Source organism: Sinorhizobium saheli, from assembly GCF_001651875.1.
In the GTDB taxonomy this organism is placed as follows: Bacteria; Pseudomonadota; Alphaproteobacteria; order Rhizobiales; family Rhizobiaceae; genus Sinorhizobium; species Sinorhizobium saheli.
In genome coordinates, this window is the sequence record NZ_LNQB01000070.1 from 1 (window position 1) to 18,738 (window position 18,738).

The 18,738-nt window shown below is 64.2% G+C and carries 21 protein-coding genes; 12 read left to right on the forward strand and 9 right to left on the reverse strand.

The annotated features are described in order from the left end of the window. Positions 1-77 precede the first annotated feature (77 nt). On the reverse strand, positions 78-2,345 hold the full coding sequence (locus ATB98_RS10660) for an OmpA family protein (RefSeq protein ID WP_066873207.1): 2,268 nt from the start codon (positions 2,343-2,345) through the stop codon (positions 78-80). Between the two features lie 406 nt (positions 2,346-2,751). Here ATB98_RS10660 and ATB98_RS10665 point away from each other — a divergent pair, with 406 nt between their 5' ends. From ATB98_RS10665 to ATB98_RS10680, 4 genes are all read left to right on the forward strand, one after another. Continuing rightward, positions 2,752-3,534 carry an ABC transporter substrate-binding protein gene (locus ATB98_RS10665; RefSeq protein ID WP_066873209.1) on the forward strand — a complete coding sequence of 261 codons (783 nt, stop codon included), beginning with the start codon at positions 2,752-2,754 and terminating at the stop codon, positions 3,532-3,534. Between the two features lie 166 nt (positions 3,535-3,700). Beyond that, a complete protein-coding gene (locus tag ATB98_RS10670; RefSeq protein ID WP_066873214.1) occupies positions 3,701-4,504 on the forward strand; it encodes an ABC transporter permease in 804 nt (267 codons plus the stop codon). Then, positions 4,501-5,331: an ABC transporter permease gene (locus ATB98_RS10675; RefSeq protein ID WP_066873215.1), complete on the forward strand. Its 831-nt coding sequence runs from the start codon at positions 4,501-4,503 to the stop codon at positions 5,329-5,331. The genes ATB98_RS10670 and ATB98_RS10675 overlap by 4 nt, the downstream gene beginning before the upstream one ends. A gap of 154 nt (positions 5,332-5,485) precedes the next feature. Further along, positions 5,486-5,752: an usg protein gene (locus ATB98_RS10680; RefSeq protein WP_066873216.1), complete on the forward strand. Its 267-nt coding sequence runs from the start codon at positions 5,486-5,488 to the stop codon at positions 5,750-5,752. Between the two features lie 189 nt (positions 5,753-5,941). Here ATB98_RS10680 and ATB98_RS10685 read toward each other — a convergent pair whose 3' ends face one another. After that, the gene (locus tag ATB98_RS10685) at positions 5,942-6,667 is read right to left on the reverse strand and encodes a DUF2270 domain-containing protein (protein ID WP_066873217.1); all 726 of its coding nucleotides are present in this window, start codon (positions 6,665-6,667) and stop codon (positions 5,942-5,944) included. Between ATB98_RS10685 and ATB98_RS29470 the strand changes: the two genes are divergently transcribed. The 4 genes from ATB98_RS29470 to ATB98_RS10705 are packed head-to-tail and all read left to right on the forward strand — an operon-like array spanning position 6,567 to position 9,498. Further along, entirely contained in the window at positions 6,567-7,004 is a 438-nt protein-coding gene (locus ATB98_RS29470) for a nuclear transport factor 2 family protein (protein WP_167354069.1), read from the forward strand. The two genes, ATB98_RS10685 and ATB98_RS29470, sit on opposite strands and share 101 nt — an antisense overlap. A 41-nt stretch (positions 7,005-7,045) precedes the next feature. Then, positions 7,046-7,873: a class I SAM-dependent DNA methyltransferase gene (locus tag ATB98_RS10695; protein WP_066873220.1), complete on the forward strand. Its 828-nt coding sequence runs from the start codon at positions 7,046-7,048 to the stop codon at positions 7,871-7,873. After that, the gene (locus ATB98_RS10700; RefSeq protein WP_268801784.1) at positions 7,874-8,809 is read left to right on the forward strand and encodes an NAD(P)-dependent oxidoreductase; all 936 of its coding nucleotides are present in this window, start codon (positions 7,874-7,876) and stop codon (positions 8,807-8,809) included. It begins immediately after the preceding gene. Further along, complete coding sequence (locus ATB98_RS10705) at positions 8,806-9,498, forward strand: DNA alkylation repair protein (RefSeq protein WP_066873228.1); 693 nt, start codon at positions 8,806-8,808, stop codon at positions 9,496-9,498. Before ATB98_RS10700 ends, ATB98_RS10705 begins: the two co-directional genes overlap by 4 nt. Positions 9,499-9,582: 84 nt before the next feature. Here ATB98_RS10705 and ATB98_RS10710 read toward each other — a convergent pair whose 3' ends face one another. From ATB98_RS10710 to ATB98_RS10720, 3 genes are all read right to left on the reverse strand, one after another. Beyond that, entirely contained in the window at positions 9,583-10,071 is a 489-nt protein-coding gene (locus ATB98_RS10710) for an Lrp/AsnC family transcriptional regulator (protein ID WP_066873231.1), read from the reverse strand. A gap of 64 nt (positions 10,072-10,135) precedes the next feature. Further along, positions 10,136-10,771, reverse strand: coding sequence for a uracil-DNA glycosylase family protein (locus tag ATB98_RS10715; protein WP_066873234.1), 636 nt, complete (start codon positions 10,769-10,771; stop codon positions 10,136-10,138). Then, positions 10,761-11,474, reverse strand: coding sequence for a thermonuclease family protein (locus ATB98_RS10720; protein ID WP_234781902.1), 714 nt, complete (start codon positions 11,472-11,474; stop codon positions 10,761-10,763). The genes ATB98_RS10715 and ATB98_RS10720 overlap by 11 nt, the downstream gene beginning before the upstream one ends. A gap of 166 nt (positions 11,475-11,640) precedes the next feature. Between ATB98_RS10720 and ATB98_RS10725 the strand changes: the two genes are divergently transcribed. Then, positions 11,641-13,176: a sensor histidine kinase gene (locus ATB98_RS10725; protein WP_066873237.1), complete on the forward strand. Its 1,536-nt coding sequence runs from the start codon at positions 11,641-11,643 to the stop codon at positions 13,174-13,176. A 45-nt stretch (positions 13,177-13,221) separates the two neighbouring features. Here ATB98_RS10725 and ATB98_RS10730 read toward each other — a convergent pair whose 3' ends face one another. Together ATB98_RS10730 and cobT are read right to left on the reverse strand one after the other, a co-directional pair. After that, positions 13,222-13,635: a diacylglycerol kinase gene (locus tag ATB98_RS10730; protein WP_066873239.1), complete on the reverse strand. Its 414-nt coding sequence runs from the start codon at positions 13,633-13,635 to the stop codon at positions 13,222-13,224. Positions 13,636-13,911: 276 nt separating this feature from the next. Next, positions 13,912-14,928 (reverse strand): nicotinate-nucleotide--dimethylbenzimidazole phosphoribosyltransferase, encoded by a 1,017-nt coding sequence (cobT, locus tag ATB98_RS10735; RefSeq protein ID WP_066873241.1) that lies wholly within the window; start codon positions 14,926-14,928, stop codon positions 13,912-13,914. Positions 14,929-15,161: 233 nt separating this feature from the next. On the opposite strand from cobT, the gene ATB98_RS10740 reads away from it, so the two are divergent. From ATB98_RS10740 to ATB98_RS10750, 3 genes are read left to right on the forward strand one after another with little or no spacing between them, the layout of a single operon-like run. Beyond that, positions 15,162-15,950, forward strand: coding sequence for an adenosylcobinamide-GDP ribazoletransferase (locus tag ATB98_RS10740; RefSeq protein ID WP_066873243.1), 789 nt, complete (start codon positions 15,162-15,164; stop codon positions 15,948-15,950). A gap of 48 nt (positions 15,951-15,998) precedes the next feature. After that, on the forward strand, positions 15,999-16,220 hold the full coding sequence (locus ATB98_RS10745) for a DUF1289 domain-containing protein (RefSeq protein WP_066873245.1): 222 nt from the start codon (positions 15,999-16,001) through the stop codon (positions 16,218-16,220). Continuing rightward, a complete protein-coding gene (locus ATB98_RS10750; RefSeq protein ID WP_066873252.1) occupies positions 16,217-16,918 on the forward strand; it encodes a TIGR02281 family clan AA aspartic protease in 702 nt (233 codons plus the stop codon). Before ATB98_RS10745 ends, ATB98_RS10750 begins: the two co-directional genes overlap by 4 nt. Positions 16,919-16,920: 2 nt before the next feature. Here ATB98_RS10750 and ATB98_RS10755 read toward each other — a convergent pair whose 3' ends face one another. Further along, positions 16,921-17,682, reverse strand: a complete 762-nt coding sequence (locus tag ATB98_RS10755) for an ABC transporter permease (protein ID WP_066873255.1) — start codon at positions 17,680-17,682, stop codon at positions 16,921-16,923. Beyond that, positions 17,679-18,605, reverse strand: coding sequence for an ABC transporter ATP-binding protein (locus ATB98_RS10760; RefSeq protein ID WP_066873258.1), 927 nt, complete (start codon positions 18,603-18,605; stop codon positions 17,679-17,681). The genes ATB98_RS10755 and ATB98_RS10760 overlap by 4 nt, the downstream gene beginning before the upstream one ends. Positions 18,606-18,738: the final 133 nt, after the last annotated feature.

An 18,738-nucleotide genomic window follows, 5' to 3' on the forward strand; every position in this document is an offset into this window, starting at 1 on the left:
ACACCCATGACTGCCTCCAAAAGACAGTCTTGAATCTGATTTGCTCAGCCTTGGGAATCCCCAAGAGTCCACACGACCTAGCGCTGTGCCACCGGCCGCACCAGCGGCGTCACGCGACGGATGGTCACGCGGCGGTTCTCCTGCTCCGGCCCGTCCGTGCGGATCTTCAGGAACCGCTCGCCGTAGCCCTGGGTCACCAGGTTCTCCGCCGGCACGCCGTAGACCTCTGTCAGGAGCACCGCGACAGATTCGGCACGCTCGTCGGAGAGCACCAGGTTGGAGCGGTCGGAGCCTACGGCATCCGTGTGGCCCTCGATGAAGAAGGTTTCGCCCGGATCCTTTTCGAGCACCTTGTTCATCGCGTCGGCGACGCCGCGCAGCGTCTTTGCCTGTGACATCGACACTTCGGCACTGCCGGTCGCGAAGTGGATCGTGTCGAGGTCGATGCGTCGCACCTTGTCGCGCAGGCGTGCCGAGTGGCGAACCTCGTCGATCGTGTAGACGCGCTCGACCGACTCGACCGGCGGCTCGGACAGGAATTCGTAGTAGTCCCGGTCCGGATCCTCGGCGACATCGACGATATAGTCGTCGACCGGAATGGTGAGACGCATCGGCGGCAACTCATAGCCGACGTCGACAATCGCCGGCCGGTCCTCTTCATACTCCGGCGTATACATCATCACATATTCGTTGCCGTCCCGGTCGACGCGGGTCCGCGTCAGGATGTCACCGTAGCGGCTGTAGACCGTGACGATCCGGTAGCCACCGGGACGTACGATCGTCTCACGGACGCGACCACCCGAAAGATTGTCGTAAAAGGTCTCTTCCGAGTTCTGTCGCAGCCGCGGCCGGTCGTCGCCACGCACGAAGATGCGATCGCCAACACCGAGGATGACGCGATCATCGACCTCCTCGACGACCTGCACCTCGGTCACATTGTTTTCCGTGGTGTTGTTGACGGTCGTGTTGTTGATTACCGTGTTGTTGATCACGGTATTGTTGACGATGTTGGTAGTCTCCGGCACGGCGAAGGCCGGCGCTTCCTCGACGCGTTCGCCTTCCTCCTTCAGCACGGCTTCGATCCGCTGCGGAACGGCTTCCCTGACCTCCGCCGGGATTGCCGCCTGGGCGGCCGCATCGTCCGTCGGCGGTGCCACCTCGGCTTCCTTGGCACGCAGTTCCTCGCGCTGCTTGCGGCGAGCTTCGCGCGCCCGGTTGCCGCCGGAAATATCGGCATCCTTGTCACTGTCGAGCACGGCCGCGCCCTTCTCGATCGGAAGCACGACGGTTTCATCGGAGGCGGCGGGGTCCTCGGCGATCTTCTGCTTTTCTTCTACCGTGCGCTCATCGACCACTTCCGGCGCAGCCTCGCCGTTTGGCCGCTCACCCTCGGCCGTCGCGGGCTGTTCCGTACCCGGAACCAGTTGCTGCTCGCCCTCGCCTGTCTGCTCGGCCGGGGCCCCGGGCGCCGGCTGCTCGGCGGTCGTCCCGCCTTCGGGGACAATGGGCGGCTGCTCGGCGGCCTTCTGTTCGTCGCTTTGACGCTGCTCTTCGGCCTGCTGCTGACGCTTCTTGCGCGTCGGAGCCTGCTGCTCTTCGGCCTGCTGCGGCGCGCCCTCCTCGGCGGCGGGCTGCTGCTCTTCGGCCTGCTGCTGGCGCTTCTTGCGCGTGGGTGCCTGCTGCTCTTCCGCCTGCTGGGGAGCGCTCTCCTCGGCGGCGGGCTGCTGCTCTTCCGCTTGCTGCTGGCGCTTCTTGCGCGTCGAGGTCGGCTCTTCGGCCTGCTCAGGGGCGCTCTCCTCCGCGGCGGGCTGCTGCTCTTCAGCCTGTTGCTGGCGCTTCTTGCGCCTCGGAGCCTGTTCTTCCGCCTGCTGTGGAGCGCTCTCCTCCGCGGCGGGCTGCTGTTCTTCGGCCTGCTGCTGGCGCTTCTTGCGCCTTGGAGCCGGCTCTTCGGCCTGCTGGGGAGCGCTCTCCTCCGCGGCAGGCTGCTGCTCTTCGGCCTGTTGCTGGCGCTTCTTGCGCCTCGGAGCCTGTTCTTCCGCCTGCTGGGGAGCGCTCTCCTCCGCGGCGGGCTGCTGTTCCTCGGCCTGCTGCTGGCGCTTCTTGCGCCTCGGCGCCTGCTCTTCGGCCTGCGGCTGCTCTTCCGCCTGCCCCTGGGATTCTTCCTCGGCCTGGCGCTGCTTGCGCTTCTTCAGAAGCAGCAGATCCTCGGGCGACGGCTCGCCGGCGCCTTCCTGCGCCACCTCGAACGGAGCCGTCAGGCTTTCAGCCGCCGCGGGCTGCGCCGCCAAAGTCAACGAAAGGACCGGCAAGGCCACCGTTGCGAAAAGTTTGAATCGAATCGACATTGTCTTCCTTCCTCTTGTGGGAGGTCCCGACGCCTGGCGCGCGTTCGCAAAGTCAATCGCCTCGCCCGCTCCGGCGCCCTCGTCACAGGGCCCTGATCCGCGGTTCCGACTTTTTTATGTCAGTCGCAAAATGCGTAGCGGCAACGCCGCAGCCGCAGATCGGTTCCGCCCGAAGGCCTATCGAAGCCGACATTAACGGCACCTGAACGGTCCCTTTACCTGCGGCCGCAACCATCGGGACGGTCGAAAGGCTCGATTCGCGCTAAACGGTGGGCAGCGCCGCTTTCCTGTTGATTTTTACAGGAAAACAGTACGAATATCGCCGCAACCGGTGGCTCACGCCCCGGCGCCATCGGCATCCGCGAAAAAAGAAAAAACGGGTGTCGAGCCAACAGAGAGGATAAACATGCGTATTTCCAAACGGCTGGCAGCCGCCGCATCGGCTGCCCTGTTCGTGGCTATGGCGAGCGCAGCCATGGCGGACGGCGAAAAGATCGTCATCGGCACGGAAGGCGCTTACCCGCCCTTCAACAATCTCGAAGCGGATGGCACGCTGACCGGCTTCGACATCGACATCGCCAAGGCGCTCTGCGCGGAAATGAAGGCCGAGTGCACCTTCGTGACGCAGGAGTGGGACGGTGCCATTCCGGCGCTGATGGCCAAGAAGTTCGACGCGTTCGTCGCCTCCATGTCGATCACCGAGGAGCGCAAGCAGCAGGTCGACTTCACCAACAAGTATTACAACACCCCGCCGGCGATCGCCGTGCCGAAGGATTCGCCGATCACCGAGGCGACCGAGGCGGCGCTTGCGGGCAAGACGCTCGGTGCGCAGAGCTCGACCACCCACTCCAACTATGCCGAAGCGCACATGAAGGGCGCCGACATCAAGCTTTATCCGACCGCGGACGAATACAAGCTCGACCTCGCAAACGGCCGCATCGATGCCGCCATCGACGACGTCGTCGTGCTTTCGGAATGGCTGAAGACCGAAGACGGCGCCTGCTGCAAGTTGCTCGGCACGCTGCCGATCGATCCGGTCATCAACGGCGAAGGCGCCGGCATTGCGCTGCGCAAGGGTGACGACGCGCTGCGCGAGAAGTTCAACAAGGCGATCGAAGCCATCCGCGCGAATGGCAAGTACAAGGAAATCAACGAAAAGTACTTCCCCTTCGACGTCTACGGCAGCTGATCGCCGGGATTCCTGCGTGGATTCTGCTGATCATGCCGGGAAAATCTCGGTTGATGAAAAAATTGCAACGGCGGATGGCTTGCCCTTCCGCCGTTTTTGTCTGACAAGATTCCTCGAATAATAAGCCGTCTTCGGCCAAAAAAACGCACAAGGGGAAATTCTTGGCATGAGCGGACCCTTTGCCGCCCTTTTTTCCGGTCTCGCCTGGATCGCATCGCTTATCGATCCGCTGTGCGGTCCGATCGGAGTCTTCCGATGGTTCGGTGCCGGCACGCTTCTGGCGTGCGGTGACGCCGGCTGGGGCGACGAGATCGCCTATGGCTTCCTGGTGACGGCGAGCCTGGCGATCGCCACGCTGCCTCTCGGGCTCGTCGTCGGTTTCTTCATAGCGCTGGCCAAGCAATCGGAGGAGCGATCGCTGCGGCTGGCCGGCAATATCTATACGACGATCTTTCGCGGGCTGCCGGAACTCCTGACGCTGTTCATCGTCTATTACGGCCTGCAGATCCTCGTGCAGCAGTTTCTCGCAACCGTCGGCTACGAGGGGCCGGTCGAGATCAACGCCTTCGTGGCGGGCATGATCGCGCTTGGCGTGGTCTTCTCCGCCTACTGCTCCGAGGTGCTGCTTTCGGCCTTCAAGGCGATCCCGCAGGGCCAGTACGAGGCCGGCGACGCGCTCGGCCTTCACCGCGGCGCGACGATGCGCCTGATCATCCTGCCGCAGCTCATTCGCATCGCCCTCCCGGGTCTCGGCAATCTGTGGATGGCGCTGCTCAAGGATACCGCCCTCGTTTCGGTCGTCGGCCTCCCCGACATTCTCCGTCAGACAGGCGTCGCCGCCCGCGTTACGAAGCACGCCTTCGAGTTCTTCGGCATCGCCTGCATTCTATTCCTGATCCTGGCGATGATTTCGTCGGTCGTCTTTTCGGCGCTGGAGCGCTCGACCCGGCGCGCGGAGGCAGGCCGATGAGCATTGCCGAAACAATGATCCCGCCGCAGGCCCCGCCGCCGGCGCCCCCGAAAGCCTACACTCTCTCGCGTTTCTTCGGCAGCGTCGCGCTCGGCATCTGGCTGGCGCTTGGCGTCGGCATCTTCCTGACCGTCGTCAACGGCTGGGATCCGGAGAAATTCTCCCGCTACGGGCCGAGCTTCCTGTCCGGTCTCGGCGTGACGCTGGCGCTCGTCATCTCCTCGATTCTCATGGGCGCCGTCCTGTCGCTGCCCGTGGCACTCGGGCGCATGTCGAAGAACAAGATCTGGTCGTGGCTTGCCTATGCCTATGTCTACTTCTTCCGCGGCACGCCGCTGATCACCCAGCTCTTCCTCGTCTATTACGGCCTCGGCAGCTTCCGTCCGCAACTCGATGCCATCGGGCTGTGGTGGTTCTTCCGCGACGCCTGGAACTGCGCGCTCTTCACCTTCACGCTGAACACCGCCGCCTACCAGGCGGAGATCCTGCGCGGCGCCATTCAAAGCGTGCCGCGCGGCCAGCACGAGGGGGCGGCAGCACTCGGCCTGCCGCAGCGCGTCGCCTTCTTCAAGGTCATCCTGCCCCAGGCGATGATCGTCGCGCTTCGGCCCTATGGCAACGAGATCATCCTGATGATCAAGGGGTCCGCGATCGTCGCGATCGTCACCGTCTTCGATCTCATGGGCGAGACGCGGCGCGCCTTCTCGCGCACCTTCGACTACCAGATGTATGTCTGGGCGGCGCTGCTCTATCTCTCCATGGTGGAACTGCTGCGCAATGTCTGGGGCTGGCTCGAAGCCCGCCTGACCCGCCACCTGAAGCGCTGAGAGACTGGAGCGACGCCTGGCAGCACTCGTCGCTGAGCGCTGCCAAGCCATTGAAATCCGGACAAATTTTCGTTTCGGGCCAAAATATTAGGGCTTGATTAAGGAATCAGGCGCTCCATCATAGAGACCAACCTTTGTGAGAAGCGAGGTCCGCATGACGAACGAGTTCGAACTGCAGCTCAAGGGTTACGGCCTGACGACGGCCCACATACTTTATCGGATGCCCGACCATCCGGCTTTGCTGCAGACCTACATCTGGCAACACTACGACATCGCGCCGGAGTTTCCGGAAATGCACAGCTTCCTGAAGTTCTGGCAGGAGAAGCTGGACGGGCCGCTGCATTCGGTCCGCTACGTGCACCGCAAGCTGATCTCCGCGACGGAATGGCGGGCGCTCAAGGGAGAGTTCATTCTCCATTGATCCCTACGGCGGCGCACGCGTCCTGTCGGACGTGCAGAGGTCACTGCAGGAAATGCTGCACGCCTCCTTAAAGTGAGGCCGATTCAGGGAGATGGCCCACGGTCCTGGGGGGATGCGCTCACGCCGCTCCATCTGCTCGTTTTGCCGCATTTGTGCAACGTCAGGTGAATCCATCTGACTGCAAAATGCCTAGACATGCACCTCGCCATGGGCCAACTCGCCGGCACCGGGCTCCCGGCGGATGGAGCCGTAGAGGACGGCGCCATAGAAAAGCGCGACGGCGATCGCCACGGCCCAGCCTGGCACCGGACCGAGCGCGGCGTTCTCCATTACATCGCTCCAGGAGCGGACATGATCGAAGGTCTCGCCGGTAGTGGCGATCTTCGGCGACGAGATCTTCAGCGCCCAGGCCAGGAGCAATATCAGGTACATCCAGCAGTAGTTGCGCTGCAGCCGCCGGCAGAGCGCCCCGCGGTAGCTCATCAGGAAGGCCGGTTTGCGCAGACTGTTGGCGATGGACACCGACCATTTGGCGCTCGACGTGCCTTCGGGCGCGAGAATCTGTGCGAAATAGCCGCGCTCGAGCTGGCGCACGCGGGCGCGATAAACGTCGAAGAAGCGGTAGCGCCGCGCCTCGATCAGGAGCAGCAGGCTGATCAACAGCATCGCGAAGAGCAGAACGCCGTGGTGCGAGGAGGGCGTCGACAGCGATACCGACAGCATGGCGGCGACCACCGTGATCGCCCAGTTCGAGGTCCGATCTATCCGGTCCCGCCAACCGGCCATGCGCCCGATCTCGCCGCGATAATAATGGATGATCGTGTTGATCGTTTCCTGGGGTGTTTGCGGCAAAGGCGGTCCCTGCCCTTCCGGCATTTCCGTTCCCAATGTCAGCGGGCTGAGTTCGGCGTTCATCGGCGCGTCCTCCCGATTTATCGCGGGTTTTGCGAATGATGACTCCTTTCCCGAGGAGGATAAATCCCGCGCTCTTGCGCTTCGTCATTTTTTTGACCGGATGCTAATTGTTCCACTTTTGTTCTTGCATCACATAAACGAATTCGGCAGCTTCGAGATCATCGACCCGATCGTGACCTATATAGGCGACGCCGCGGTGCTCACCTTCAACTTCATCTCCTATGGCGGCAGCGAGGGCGCACGCATGCGCTGGAACTGCACGGAGGTCTACCGCCGCTCGGCGGAAAAATGGCGTATCATTCAGACGCATTGGTCCCTTACGCAGGATGGCCGCTGACGGCGATTGTCAACGCCCGCTCGCGGTCGTAAGAAGCGTCCATGACCCAGAAGAACAAGAAGATCGACGAGGAAGCGCTGGCGGAGGCTTACAACCGCGCGCTTTCGCTTGAAAAGGCCGGCAAGTTCGACGCGGCCGCGGCGGCTTACCGGGAAGTCCTGGAGCTCGACCCCGAGGATCATGGAGGCGCCTGCGTGCGGCTCGCGTCAATGGGACGCGGAGAGACGCCGCTCAAGGCTCCGGACGCCTATGTCGCGACGCTCTTCGATCAGCACGCCGATGTCTTCGAGGACGTCCTCGTCGACCAGCTCGACTACTGCGTGCCCCTCCTCGTTCGCCAGCGGATTCAGGCGCTCGGTCTCGGCCCCTTCAAGCGGGTGCTCGATCTCGGCTGCGGCACCGGACTGACCGGTGGCGCGCTGCGAGATATCGCGGAGGACATAACCGGCGTCGACCTCTCCGAGAACATGGTCGAGGTCGCCCATGAGAAGGACCTCTACGAGACGCTCTACGTCGCCGAGGCCGTCGATTTCCTCGACGACAATGATGACGAGCCCTTCGACCTGGTCGTCGCCACCGATGTCCTGCCCTACATGGGCGCCCTGGAGGCGCTCTTCTTCGGTGCCGTCGACAATCTCGTCCCGGGCGGCCTGTTGATCTTCTCGAGCGAGACACTGCCGGCGGAGGATTTTGCCGGCCACGGCTTCATGGTCGGCCCGCACCAGCGCTTCGCCCATTCGGAGGCCTACCTGCGCGACCGCCTGACGGCGACGGGGTTCGAGATCGTCGAGATCAGCGACATCACCGTGCGCATGGAAGACGGCGAGCCGATTGCCGGGCAGTTGGTGATCGCGCGGTTCAAGCCCTGATTGCCGGCACCCCGTCTCCGCGGCTATTGTCGCCCGAATCTTGAAAGCAAACGGGAGTCTGCAGGAATGGCCAAAGTCGCATTCATCGGTCTGGGGGTCATGGGATATCCGATGGCCGGTCATCTCAAGGCCCGCGGCGGATACGACGTAACCGTCTATAACCGCACGGCCGCCAAGGCCGAGCAATGGGCGGCCGCCTTCGGCGGTCGCACGGCGGCGACGCCGGCCGAAGCGGCCCGGGGCCAGGATTTCGTTTTCGCCTGCGTCGGCAACGATGACGACCTTCGCTCGGTGACGATCGGCGAAAACGGCGCCTTCGAGACCATCGCGTCCGGCGCGATCTTCATCGACAACACCACGGCGTCGGCCGAGGTTGCCCGCGAGCTTTACGCCGCAGCCCGCGCCAAGGGCGCGCATTTCATCGACGCCCCGGTTTCCGGCGGCCAGGCCGGCGCCGAGAACGGCGTGCTCACCGTCATGTGCGGCGGCGACGCGGAAGCCTTTGAAAAGGCGAAACCCGTCATCGAATCCTACGCCCGCATGGTCGGGCTGATGGGCTCCGCCGGGGCCGGCCAGCTCACCAAGATGATCAATCAGATTTGCATCGCCGGCCTCGTCCAGGGGCTCGCCGAAGGCATTCATTTCGGCAAGAAGGCGGGGCTCGACATCGAGAAAGTCATCGAGGTCATTTCCAAGGGCGCGGCCGGCTCCTGGCAGATGGAAAACCGCTACAAGACCATGAACGCGGGAGAATACGATTTCGGCTTTGCCGTCGATTGGATGCGCAAGGACCTCGACATCATCCTTGCGGAGGCGCGGCGAAACGGCGCCAAACTTCCCGTGACCGCCCTCGTCGACCAGTTCTATGGGGACGTCCAGGCGCTCGGGGGCAATCGTTGGGACACCTCCTCGCTGCTCGCCCGGCTGGAGAAATGACGCCAACCCCGGCGTCCGCGGCGCAGGAGATCATCGACCACCTCCGCGCCCGCGGCTCAAAGGACAACGTCGCCGGCATGGCGCGCTTCGGGATCGCGACCGAAACGGCGCTCGGGCTTTCGAACGTCGTGCTTCGCCGTATCGCCCGGGCCGTCGGAACCGACCATGCCCGAGCGCTCGATCTCTGGCGGTCGGGCATCCGCGAAGCCCGCCTCCTCGCGGCCTTCACCGCCGACCCGGGCGCATTGACGCTCGACGAAGCGCGACGCTGGGCGAGCGAATGCAATTCCTGGGAGGTGGTCGACACGGTCGCCGACCTCTGCATCGCGGCACGGCTCGAGCAGGTGCTCGTGCCGGAATTCGCCGACGACGACCGGGAATTCGTCCGCCGCCTCGCCTTCGCAATGATTGCGACGGCGGCCGTGCATCTCAAGACCGAGCCGGATTCGGCCCTTCTTGCCTGGCTGCCGCTGATCGAGACCCATTCGACCGACGGCCGCAATTTCGTGAAGAAGGCCGTCAACTGGGCGCTGCGGCAGATCGGCAAGCGCAACGCCGCCTGCCACGGGCCGGCGCTGGCAGTCGCCGAGAGGCTCGCCGCGAGCGCAGACCGCGCCGCGCGGTGGACCGGCAGGGATGCGGTGCGCGAGCTTACGGACGCCAGAGTCCTCAATCGGCTCGGGCTATAGGCGTGCTCGCCGGAGGCGCGCGCTAATTCCACCAAATCAAGATGGTAGAGCGAAGTATTCAACGCTCACGTGAGCGCCGACGCGCTATTCCTCGCTGCTTTTCGCCTGATCGAGGACCATGTAGTCGAGCGGCAACTGCGTCGTGTACTTGATCTGCTCCATGGCGAAAGCCGACGAGACGTCGCGAATCTCGATCTTGGCGATCAGCCGCTTGTAGAAGGCGTCATAGGCCGCGATATCCGGCACGACCACGCGCAGCAGATAATCGACGTCCCCGCTCATCCGGTAGAACTCGACCACTTCCGGGAAATCGGCGACCACTTCGGAAAACCGGCGCAGCCATTCCATGGAGTGCGAATTGGTCCGGATCGACACGAACACCGTGACCTTGGTGTTGATCTTCACCGGATCGAGCAGCGCCACGCGGCGGCGGATCACGCCGTCCTCCTCCATCTTCTGGATACGCCGCCAGCAAGGCGTGGTCGAAAGCCCGACCTTCTTGGCGAGGTCGGCAACGGCCAAGGTGGAATCTTCCTGCAAAATGCGCAGGATCTTGCGGTCCAGGCGATCCATGGAAAGTCCTCTCGAATATTTTTCCTGTCATAACGCGAATTTCATGAAAGGAAAGAAAATTGTTTCAGGCTGCAAGCGCCCGGACTCGCTCGCGCAGGAAGGGCAGCAGTTCGGCCTCGAACCAGGGATTACGCCTGAGCCAGGCGGTGTTGCGCCAGCTCGGATGCGGCATCGGCAACACGGCGACGCCGGAGTTGCGCTGCGCATAGCGTTGCCAGTTGCGAACCGTTTCGGTCATCGATTTCGGACAGTCGCTTCCCAGATGCCAACGCTGGGCGTAGTGGCCGACCGCCAGCACCAGCTCGATCTGCGGCATGGCATCGATCACCCGCCTGCGCCAGAGCGGTGCGCATTCGCTGCGGGGCGGCAGGTCGCTGCCGTGCCGGTCATAGCCCGGAAAGCAGAACCCCATCGGAACGATGGCGAATTTCCGCGGATCGTAGAACGCCTCCCGGTCCACCGAGAGCCATTGCCGCAGCCGGTCCCCGGAGGCGTCGTTGAAGGGGAGGCCGCTTTCGTGCACGCGCAGGCCCGGCGCCTGGCCGGCAATCAGGATTCGCGCCGAGGCGGAAAGGACCGCCACCGGCCTCGGCTCGTGCGGCAGCCGGTGATCCTCTCCCCGCGCGGGCTCGTCGCGACAGAGCCGGCACGCCGCAATTGCCGCCCGCAGGCCGCCGAGCTTGTCGTCGTCACAGGGCACGGATGATCCTCGTCACCAGCGCGCTTGCCTCATCCTCGATCCATCGCGCGATGAGCTCCATCCAATCATCCGCCCGGTGCGGTCCGTCTTCCGCTCCGCCGTGCGACCGCCGCCATTCCTGCGGCCTGACGAACTCGCCGCCCCAGAGCCCCACCTCGTCGGCGCGGGCCTTCGCTTCCTCGTCGCGGTAGAGACCATAGCTGACGGCATGGCCGGAAAGAACCATCGCGCGCCCGACATCGAGACCATTCGCAGTGCAGACGCCGAGTTCCCGGCCGTAGCGGTCGCGGCCATGAAGCCGGCAGGTGGTCGTCACTCCCTCGACCAGCGTCTTCAGCCGCAGGCGCGCCGCCGCGCCGCAGTCCCACACCGCCTCCTCGTGCCTGCAGGTCTGGCCGATTTCGGGAGCGTCGATGCCTTCGATCCGCACCCGCCGCCCCTTGAGCCTGAGGCTGTCGCCGTCGCTCGGCGTGGCCCGGCCGAAGAGCTCGCCGGTCGTCGCGCGCTCGGGCGGCGGCAGCCTGGCGGCCACGTAAGCGCCGACGCTCAGCACGAAGAGAATGATCCACCCGCCGATCATGCCGACCCGTCCCTCCCGGGCACGCCGCCGTCGCGGCAGGCCACCGTCGGGCCGACCGAAGCTGAAGCGCCGGCCAGACCTCGCGCCGACAGCGTCCCGGAATCTGCGGTCTCGCGGCTTCAAGAGAAGGCCTCTTCCTGTCGCGCTACCATCGCCCATCCTTTCGGCATCGTGGCGGCCCCGAAAACGCAATCGCGCCACAATGGTTGTCGAATCCTTCACGAGGGGCAGCAACTTCTTAAGGATTGCATCCTAGACTGCAAGCGGAACGCAATCCCGACCCAAGAGCATGAGCATCGCCGTCAGCACATCGACCGATAAGATCATCGTCGACAAGTCGCGCAGCCACCGAAACAAGGCTGTGTCGAAGACCGTGCGCGCGACGCGCCAACGACTGCAGACTGGCTCCTCCGCCCCCTCCGGTTTCGACCGGGAAATGCTCCTCCTTTACATCGATTCCGTCCTGCATGGCGCGATCGCCCTGCCCGTCCTCATCGCCCTGATCGCGGCCGTCGGCATCTATCTCTCCAGCGAACCGGGCATCCTTGCCTGGGCGTTGATGATGCTTTCGGCGCATGCGGTCACGATTTTCCTGGCGCGAAAGGCAAAGCGCGAGGATATCGTCGTCGAGAAGGTCGCCGTCTGGCGCCGCCGCTTCCTGGCCGGCCAGACGCTGATGGGCCTCTGCTGGGCGATCTTCTCGCTACAGGACTGCGCCTCCTGCGGGCCCGTGGCGTCCGGCCTCTTCCAGGGCACAGTGCTGTTCATCGCCCTTGCGGCAACGGCGATGGGCACCTTCCTGTTGCGCAATGCACTCTTCTACACCTTCGTGCCGGTCATCGTCGCACTCGCCTTCTCTTCACTGACGGCGGGTGACCCGATCCATTTCGGCCTGACGGGCATCCTCTCGCTCTCCCTGGTTTTCCTCGCCTTCATGACAGACCGGATGAACCGCGCGAATGTCCATATCCTGTCGGTCCAGTCCGAGAAGGACGATCTCATCGCCGAGCTCGAGGTGGCGAAATCCATGTCCGACGAAGCCCGCCGCCGCGCCGAGGAAGCGAACCTCGCCAAATCCCGGTTCCTCGCCTCGATGTCGCATGAACTGCGCACGCCGCTCAACGCCATTCTCGGCTTCTCCGAGGTGATGTCCAGCGAAGTGCTGGGACCGCTCAACAACCCGACCTACAAGGAATACACCGTCGACATTCATCGCTCGGGCGAACACCTCCTGAACCTCATCAACGAGATTCTCGATCTTTCGCGCATCGAGGCCGGCAAGTACGAGCTCAACGAGGAAGCCGTGCATCTCGTCGACATCGCCGAGGACTGCATCGGCATGGTGCAGCTTCGCGCCCGCGGCAAGAACATCGCGATCACACCGCAGGTCGAGCAGGGCATGCCGGCCGTCTGGGTCGATGAGAAGGCGCTGCGGCAGGTGACGCTCAATCTCCTTTCGAACGCCGTCAAGTTCACGCCGTCGGGCGGCGAAATCTCCGTCAAGGTCGGCTGGACCGCCGGCGGCGGGCAATATCTCTCGATCAGGGACAACGGCCCCGGCATTCCGGAAGAGGAAATCCCGATCGTCCTTTCCGCCTTCGGCCAGGGATCGATCGCGATCAAGAGCGCCGAACAGGGAACGGGCCTCGGCCTGCCGATCGTCCAGGCGATCCTCGCCAAGCACAACGGCGAGTTCATCCTGCGCTCGAAGCTGCGGGAAGGCACCGAGGCGATCGCCATCCTGCCGCCGCGCCGCGTGCTGCAGAGCCTGCCGCCGGTCGAGGACGCCCCCTCGCCCGCCCGCCGTCGCAAGAGCTTTGCTTGATCGCGGCCGCCCGACCCTGGCGCATCCCGCTCTAAAATCTAAAGATCACCCCAGGAAACGCGCCAGGAACACCACGTAGAAGGCATAGGCGCAATTCGCGACGATCACGCAGAGGCAGGCGAAGGATCCGAGATCCTTTGCATGCTTGCCCATTTCGGAGATTTCCGGCGAGACGCGGTCGACGATCTCCTCGATCGCCGTGTTGATCGCCTCGAAGGCCATCATCAACAGGAACAGGATTGCCATCGCAACATACTGGAAGAATGTCGCGCCGGCGATCACGAACGCCACCATCGCGACGGCGAAGGCGATGAGCTCGTGCCGGAAGGCCGCCTCGCCGATCAACCGCTTAGCACCGCCGAGCGAATAGCTGGCCGCCGCGAAGAAGTGCCGGATGCCGGTATGCTTGTCGACGGGCCTGGTCTGGCCGTCGCGGGGGCTGGTGTTCTTGGCGTCCATATCGTCTCGCGGGCTCGGGATAGGCTGAGCATCGACAGTCTGATTGAGGCGAATGCAAGGCGACTTCGCCTGGAAAGCGTGAAACCGCGCCTCCGCATTCGGGCGCCGACGAAACCGTCTGCGCCGGCCCTTCCCGATAGGCGAGAAGCGGCCCTGCATCAAGACCTGCGACGCGCGAGAATAGCATGCCTGACGGCCAATCGACAGCAAGGGAGCACGCGCTGCCACGGCATGAACTCGCGTGCAGACCCGCTGCGGAAAGAGCTTCGTCCGCCATCAGCCCTTGTTGCTGACGCCGGCCTGGGCGAAGGTCGCCATGCCGCCATGGCAGGCGGCCGCGGCCTTGACGATACCGGCGGCAAGCGCCGCGCCGGTGCCTTCGCCGAGCCGCATGCCGAGCGCCAGGAGCGGCGTCTTGCCGAGTTTTTCGATGGCGCGGATGTGCCCGGGTTCGGCCGAAACATGGCCGATCAGGCAATGGTCGAGCGCCGCCGGGTTGGCGGCCTTCAGGATTGCCGCCGCCGCCGTCGCCACGTAGCCGTCGATGATGACGGGGACTTTCTGCATGCGCGCCGCAAGAATGGCGCCAGCCATCGCGGCGATCTCACGTCCACCGAGCCGGCGCATCAGCTCGAGCGGATCGGCCAGATGGTCGCGATGCAGCGCAACGGCCTTTTCGACGGCGGCGATCTTGCGCTTCAGCACCTCTCCTTCGGACCCGGTGCCCGGGCCCACCCACTCTTCCGCAGTGCCGCCATAGAGGCCGAGATTGATCGCGGCGGCGATCGTCGTGTTGCCGATGCCCATCTCGCCGATGCAGAGCAGGTCCGTGCCGCCGGCGATCGCCTCCATGCCGAAGGCCATGGTGGCGGCGCAGTCGCGCTCGGAAAGCGCGGCCTCCTCGGTGATGTCGCCGGTCGGGTAATCGAGCGCAAGATCGAAGACCTTGAGCCCGAGGTCGTGCGTCACGCAGATCTGGTTGATGGCGGCACCGCCGGCAGAAAAATTCTCCACCATCTGCGCCGTCACCGACGGCGGAAAGGGCGTCACACCCTGACGGGTCACGCCATGATTGCCGGCGAAGATCGCCACCAGCGGCCGATTGACCGCCGGCGGACGCCCCGTCCAGGCGGCAAGCCAGAAGGCGATTTCCTCGAGACGCCCGAGCGCGCCCGGCGGCTTCGTCAGTTGCGCGTCCCGCTCGCGCGCCGCAACCAGCGCCGCCGTATCCGGCCCCGGCAGGTTGCGCAGCAATTCACGGAAGTCATCGAACGGCAGGCCGCTGGCACTCATGGACAATCCTTGCGTTTCTGAAGCGTCGTTTCGCCGTTCATAGAGGGTGGCATCGTCGACGGCAACGGCATTTGCGCCAATTGCTGTCGCCGCGCATGATTGCCGAGGGCTCGGCGATTCTACAGCGCCGTCAGACCCGCAAAGGTCGCTGCAGCACCTTGAATTGCGGCATGTCCTCGTCCTTAAACCGAGGTCGATTCAAGGACAGATGCAGTGGGCCCGCAGGAGGCGAAATGACATATATCGGCGATCTCTGGAACGACGTGGCACGCTCGGTGGCATTCCTGAGCCGCCTGCCCGTGCCGCAGCGTTATTTTGCCGATTACGACGGTCGCCTCAGCCGCGCCGCGCGTGCCCTTCCGCTTGCGGGGATCGTGATCTCCCTGCCGGCGGGCATCGTCTCGGCGCTGTTGATCGCGCTTGAGACAAGCTCGCTCTTCACCGCCTTCGTCATCGTCGCCATGCAGGCGCTCCTCACCGGCGCTTTGCACGAGGATGGTCTCGGCGACACGGCGGATGGCCTTGGCGGCGGCCGCGACCGGGAAAGCGCCCTGACGATCATGAAGGACAGCCGCATCGGCACCTACGCCGCCGTGGCGCTCATCCTTTCCTTCGGGCTTCGCGTCTCCGCGCTCGCCGCCTTCCTGCCGCTGCTGACGCCGCTCGGCGGGGCCTTTGCACTGGTCGCAACCGCCGCACTCAGCCGCGCCGCAATGGTCTGGCACTGGTCGCGCCTGCCGCCGGCCCGGCGCGACGGCGTTGCCGTCGCCGCCGGCGCCCCCGAACCGCAGGCCGCATCCTTCGCCCTGGGCTCCGGCGTCGTCCTCGCGCTCCTCCTCTTCTTCGCGGCGGGCGTTCCGGCGATCGGCGTCGTCCTTTCGCTTGCGGCCTACGCGGCTTCCGTCCGCGGTTTCGGCAAGATCGCCGAACGCAAGCTCGGCGGCCATACCGGCGACACCATCGGCGCCACTCAGCAACTAGCCGAGATCGCCATCCTCGGCGCTCTTGCACTGGCGATCTGAAAGGCCGATATAGTCCGAAGCAACCACCAGCAGAGCACCGTCCGGACCATGGAATCCCCCTGCATTCTTGTCTGCGCGATCGACGACAGGACCGGCTATTGTTTCGGCTGCGGCCGCACGCGCGAGGAGATCGGCTCCTGGACGCTCTACACCGATGCCGAGCGGCACGGCATCATGCAGGCTCTGCCCGCGCGCCTGGAGACCGTGGAGCGCAAGCCACGCCGGGAGACGCGCCGCTCCCGACTGGCGCGAGAACGCAACGGCATATGAACCCGCTGACCCTCCTGCTCGCAATTCTCGCCATCGGCCTGGGTCTCCTGATCGCCAACCACGATGCCGGCCAGACGTTCGGCATCAACAATGACGACTTCGGACGGCTCGTCGCCTTGAGCGCGCTGGCAACGCTTTTCGCCGCCGCCGCCCTCAGGAGCCGCCGCAGCTTCGGCGAGAGCTTGCGCCAGATGCTGACATGGCTGCTCATCGCCCTCGTCCTCGTATCGATCTACGTCTACCGCTTCGAGTTGCAGTCCTTCGGCGACCGGCTGCTGGCGGGGCTCCTGCCCGGGCGTGCGATGGTCATCACCGACAGTGAAGGACAGCAGGAGGTCGTGCTGCAAAAGCGTATCGACGGCCACTTCGCCGTCGATACGACGGTCAACGGGCATAAGGTCAGCATGCTTGTCGATACCGGCGCGAGCAGCATCGCGCTTACCTATGAGGATGCAGAAAGGATCGGCCTCGATCCGTCGCGTCTCGGCTACACGGTAACGGTGATGACGGCGAACGGGCGGACGCTGGCGGCGCCCGTCACCCTGTCGGAGATCTCTATCGGCCCGATCCGGCGGAACAATATCGGCGCGATGGTCGCAGCCGAAGGCGCACTCGACCGGAGCCTGCTCGGCATGAGCTTCCTCTCGACGCTGGACTTCCTGCAGATGCAATCCGACGAGCTGCGGCTGAGGGACTGAGTTCAGTTTCGCAGCTTGTAGCCCGTGCGGAAGATCCACGTCAGAACGGACATGCAGAGCGCCAGGAAAACCAGCATGATGGCCGCGCTGGCGAGCGGATTGACGTCGGAAATCTCGAAGAAGCTCCAGCGGAATCCGCTGATCAGATAGAGCACCGGATTGAAATGGCTGACCGCGCGCCAGAAGGGCGGCAGCATGTCGATCGAGTAGAAGCTGCCGCCGAGGAAGACGAGCGGCGGGATCACCAGCATCGGGATCAGGTTCAGCTGCTCGAAATCCTTGGCCCAGATGCCGATGATGAAGCCGAAGAGGCTGAACGTCACCGCCGTCAGCACGAAGAAGAAGATCATCGCGAAGGGATGAGCGATGCTGAGATCGACGAACAGCGACGCGGTGATCAGGATGATCGTGCCGATCATCAGTCCCTTCGTCGCCGCCGCCCCGACATAGCCGAGGACGATCTCCAGCATGGAGATCGGCGAGGACAGCACTTCATAGATCGTGCCGGTGAACTTCGGGAAATAGATGCCGAAGGAGCCGTTGCCGATGCATTGCGTCAGCAGCGTCAGCATCATCAGGCCCGGCGTGATGAAGGCGCCATAGGATACGCCGTCGATCTCCTGGATGCGCCCGCCGATCGCCGCCCCGAAGACGATGAAATAGAGCGACGTGGAGATCACCGGCGAGACGACGCTCTGCAGGAGCGTGCGGCGCGTGCGCGCCATCTCGAAGAAATAGATGGATTTTACCGCCTCGATGTTCATCGCCCCGCCTCCACGATCTCCACGAAAATATCCTCGAGCGAACTCTGCCGCGTCGAGAGGTCCCGAAGCCTGATGCCGGTCTCGGCCAGCGCCGCGAGCAGCGCCGTGATCCCGGTCCGCTCGGCGCTGGTGTCGTAGTCATAGATCAGGCATTGGCCTTCTTCGTCGAGCGTCAGGTTGTAGGACGACAACGACTCAGGGATCCGCTCCAGCGGATGCGCGAGATCGACGCGCAACTGCTTGCGCCCGAGCTTTGCCATCAGCGCGTCCTTCTCTTCCACCAGCAGGATCTCGCCGCCGTTGATGACGGCGATGCGGTCGGCAATCTCCTCCGCCTCTTCGATGTAGTGCGTCGTCAGGATGATCGTCACGCCGGAGGCGCGCAACCGCTCCACGACGTCCCACATGCTCTTGCGCAGGCTGACGTCGACGCCGGCGGTCGGCTCGTCGAGGAAGAGCACGCGCGGCTCGTGCGAGAGGGCCTTGGCTATCAGCACCCGTCGCTTCATGCCGCCCGACAGCTCCCGCAGCGTGCTGTCCTTCTTGTTCCAGAGCGAGAGGTCCTTCAGCACCTTCTCGATATGGGCGGGATCCGGCTTCTTGCCGTGCAGCCCGCGCGAAAAGGACACGGTGTTCCAGACCGTCTCGAAGGCGTCGGTCGTCAGCTCCTGCGGCACGAGGCCGATCATCGACCGGGTGTCGCGAAAGTCGCGCACGACGTCACGGCCGCCGACGGTGACCTTGCCGCTGGTCGCATTGACGATGCCGCAGATGATCGAGATCAGCGTCGTCTTGCCCGCGCCGTTCGGCCCGAGCAAAGCTAGGATTTCGCCCTCCTCTATATCGAGGCTGACGCCCTTCAGCGCCTCGAACCCGGAGGCATAGGTCTTCGACAGATTGGAGATGGAAACGATCGGCGCCATGAAAACGAACCCGGAAGCGGTGTGAAATCGGCAGGATGCTGCTCTATATGGGCCGATTCATCCGCTTTTGCAGCCCGCCCGAACCCAAATTTGCGGGTGACGCTGCGTCAACCAAACATCAAGCGGCGCCAGT

What these genes read in the sequence shown, in the direction of transcription:
- ATB98_RS10695 (WP_066873220.1), top strand. Translation starts at nt 7,046, where the DNA reads ATGACCCAGAAGAACAAGAAGATCGACGAGGAAGCGCTGGCGGAGGCT.
- ATB98_RS10675 (WP_066873215.1), top strand. Translation starts at nt 4,501, where the DNA reads ATGAGCATTGCCGAAACAATGATCCCGCCGCAGGCCCCGCCGCCGGCG.
- ATB98_RS10725 (WP_066873237.1), top strand. Translation starts at nt 11,641, where the DNA reads ATGAGCATCGCCGTCAGCACATCGACCGATAAGATCATCGTCGACAAG.
- ATB98_RS10710 (WP_066873231.1), bottom strand. Translation starts at nt 10,071, where the DNA reads ATGGATCGCCTGGACCGCAAGATCCTGCGCATTTTGCAGGAAGATTCC.
- ATB98_RS10670 (WP_066873214.1), top strand. Translation starts at nt 3,701, where the DNA reads ATGAGCGGACCCTTTGCCGCCCTTTTTTCCGGTCTCGCCTGGATCGCA.
- ATB98_RS10665 (WP_066873209.1), top strand. Translation starts at nt 2,752, where the DNA reads ATGCGTATTTCCAAACGGCTGGCAGCCGCCGCATCGGCTGCCCTGTTC.
- ATB98_RS10685 (WP_066873217.1), bottom strand. Translation starts at nt 6,667, where the DNA reads ATGAACGCCGAACTCAGCCCGCTGACATTGGGAACGGAAATGCCGGAA.
- ATB98_RS10745 (WP_066873245.1), top strand. Translation starts at nt 15,999, where the DNA reads ATGGAATCCCCCTGCATTCTTGTCTGCGCGATCGACGACAGGACCGGC.
- cobT (WP_066873241.1), bottom strand. Translation starts at nt 14,928, where the DNA reads ATGAGTGCCAGCGGCCTGCCGTTCGATGACTTCCGTGAATTGCTGCGC.
- ATB98_RS10680 (WP_066873216.1), top strand. Translation starts at nt 5,486, where the DNA reads ATGACGAACGAGTTCGAACTGCAGCTCAAGGGTTACGGCCTGACGACG.
- ATB98_RS10750 (WP_066873252.1), top strand. Translation starts at nt 16,217, where the DNA reads ATGAACCCGCTGACCCTCCTGCTCGCAATTCTCGCCATCGGCCTGGGT.
- ATB98_RS10740 (WP_066873243.1), top strand. Translation starts at nt 15,162, where the DNA reads ATGACATATATCGGCGATCTCTGGAACGACGTGGCACGCTCGGTGGCA.
- ATB98_RS10705 (WP_066873228.1), top strand. Translation starts at nt 8,806, where the DNA reads ATGACGCCAACCCCGGCGTCCGCGGCGCAGGAGATCATCGACCACCTC.
- ATB98_RS10730 (WP_066873239.1), bottom strand. Translation starts at nt 13,635, where the DNA reads ATGGACGCCAAGAACACCAGCCCCCGCGACGGCCAGACCAGGCCCGTC.
- ATB98_RS29470 (WP_167354069.1), top strand. Translation starts at nt 6,567, where the DNA reads ATGATCGTGTTGATCGTTTCCTGGGGTGTTTGCGGCAAAGGCGGTCCC.
- ATB98_RS10660 (WP_066873207.1), bottom strand. Translation starts at nt 2,345, where the DNA reads ATGTCGATTCGATTCAAACTTTTCGCAACGGTGGCCTTGCCGGTCCTT.
- ATB98_RS10755 (WP_066873255.1), bottom strand. Translation starts at nt 17,682, where the DNA reads ATGAACATCGAGGCGGTAAAATCCATCTATTTCTTCGAGATGGCGCGC.
- ATB98_RS10760 (WP_066873258.1), bottom strand. Translation starts at nt 18,605, where the DNA reads ATGGCGCCGATCGTTTCCATCTCCAATCTGTCGAAGACCTATGCCTCC.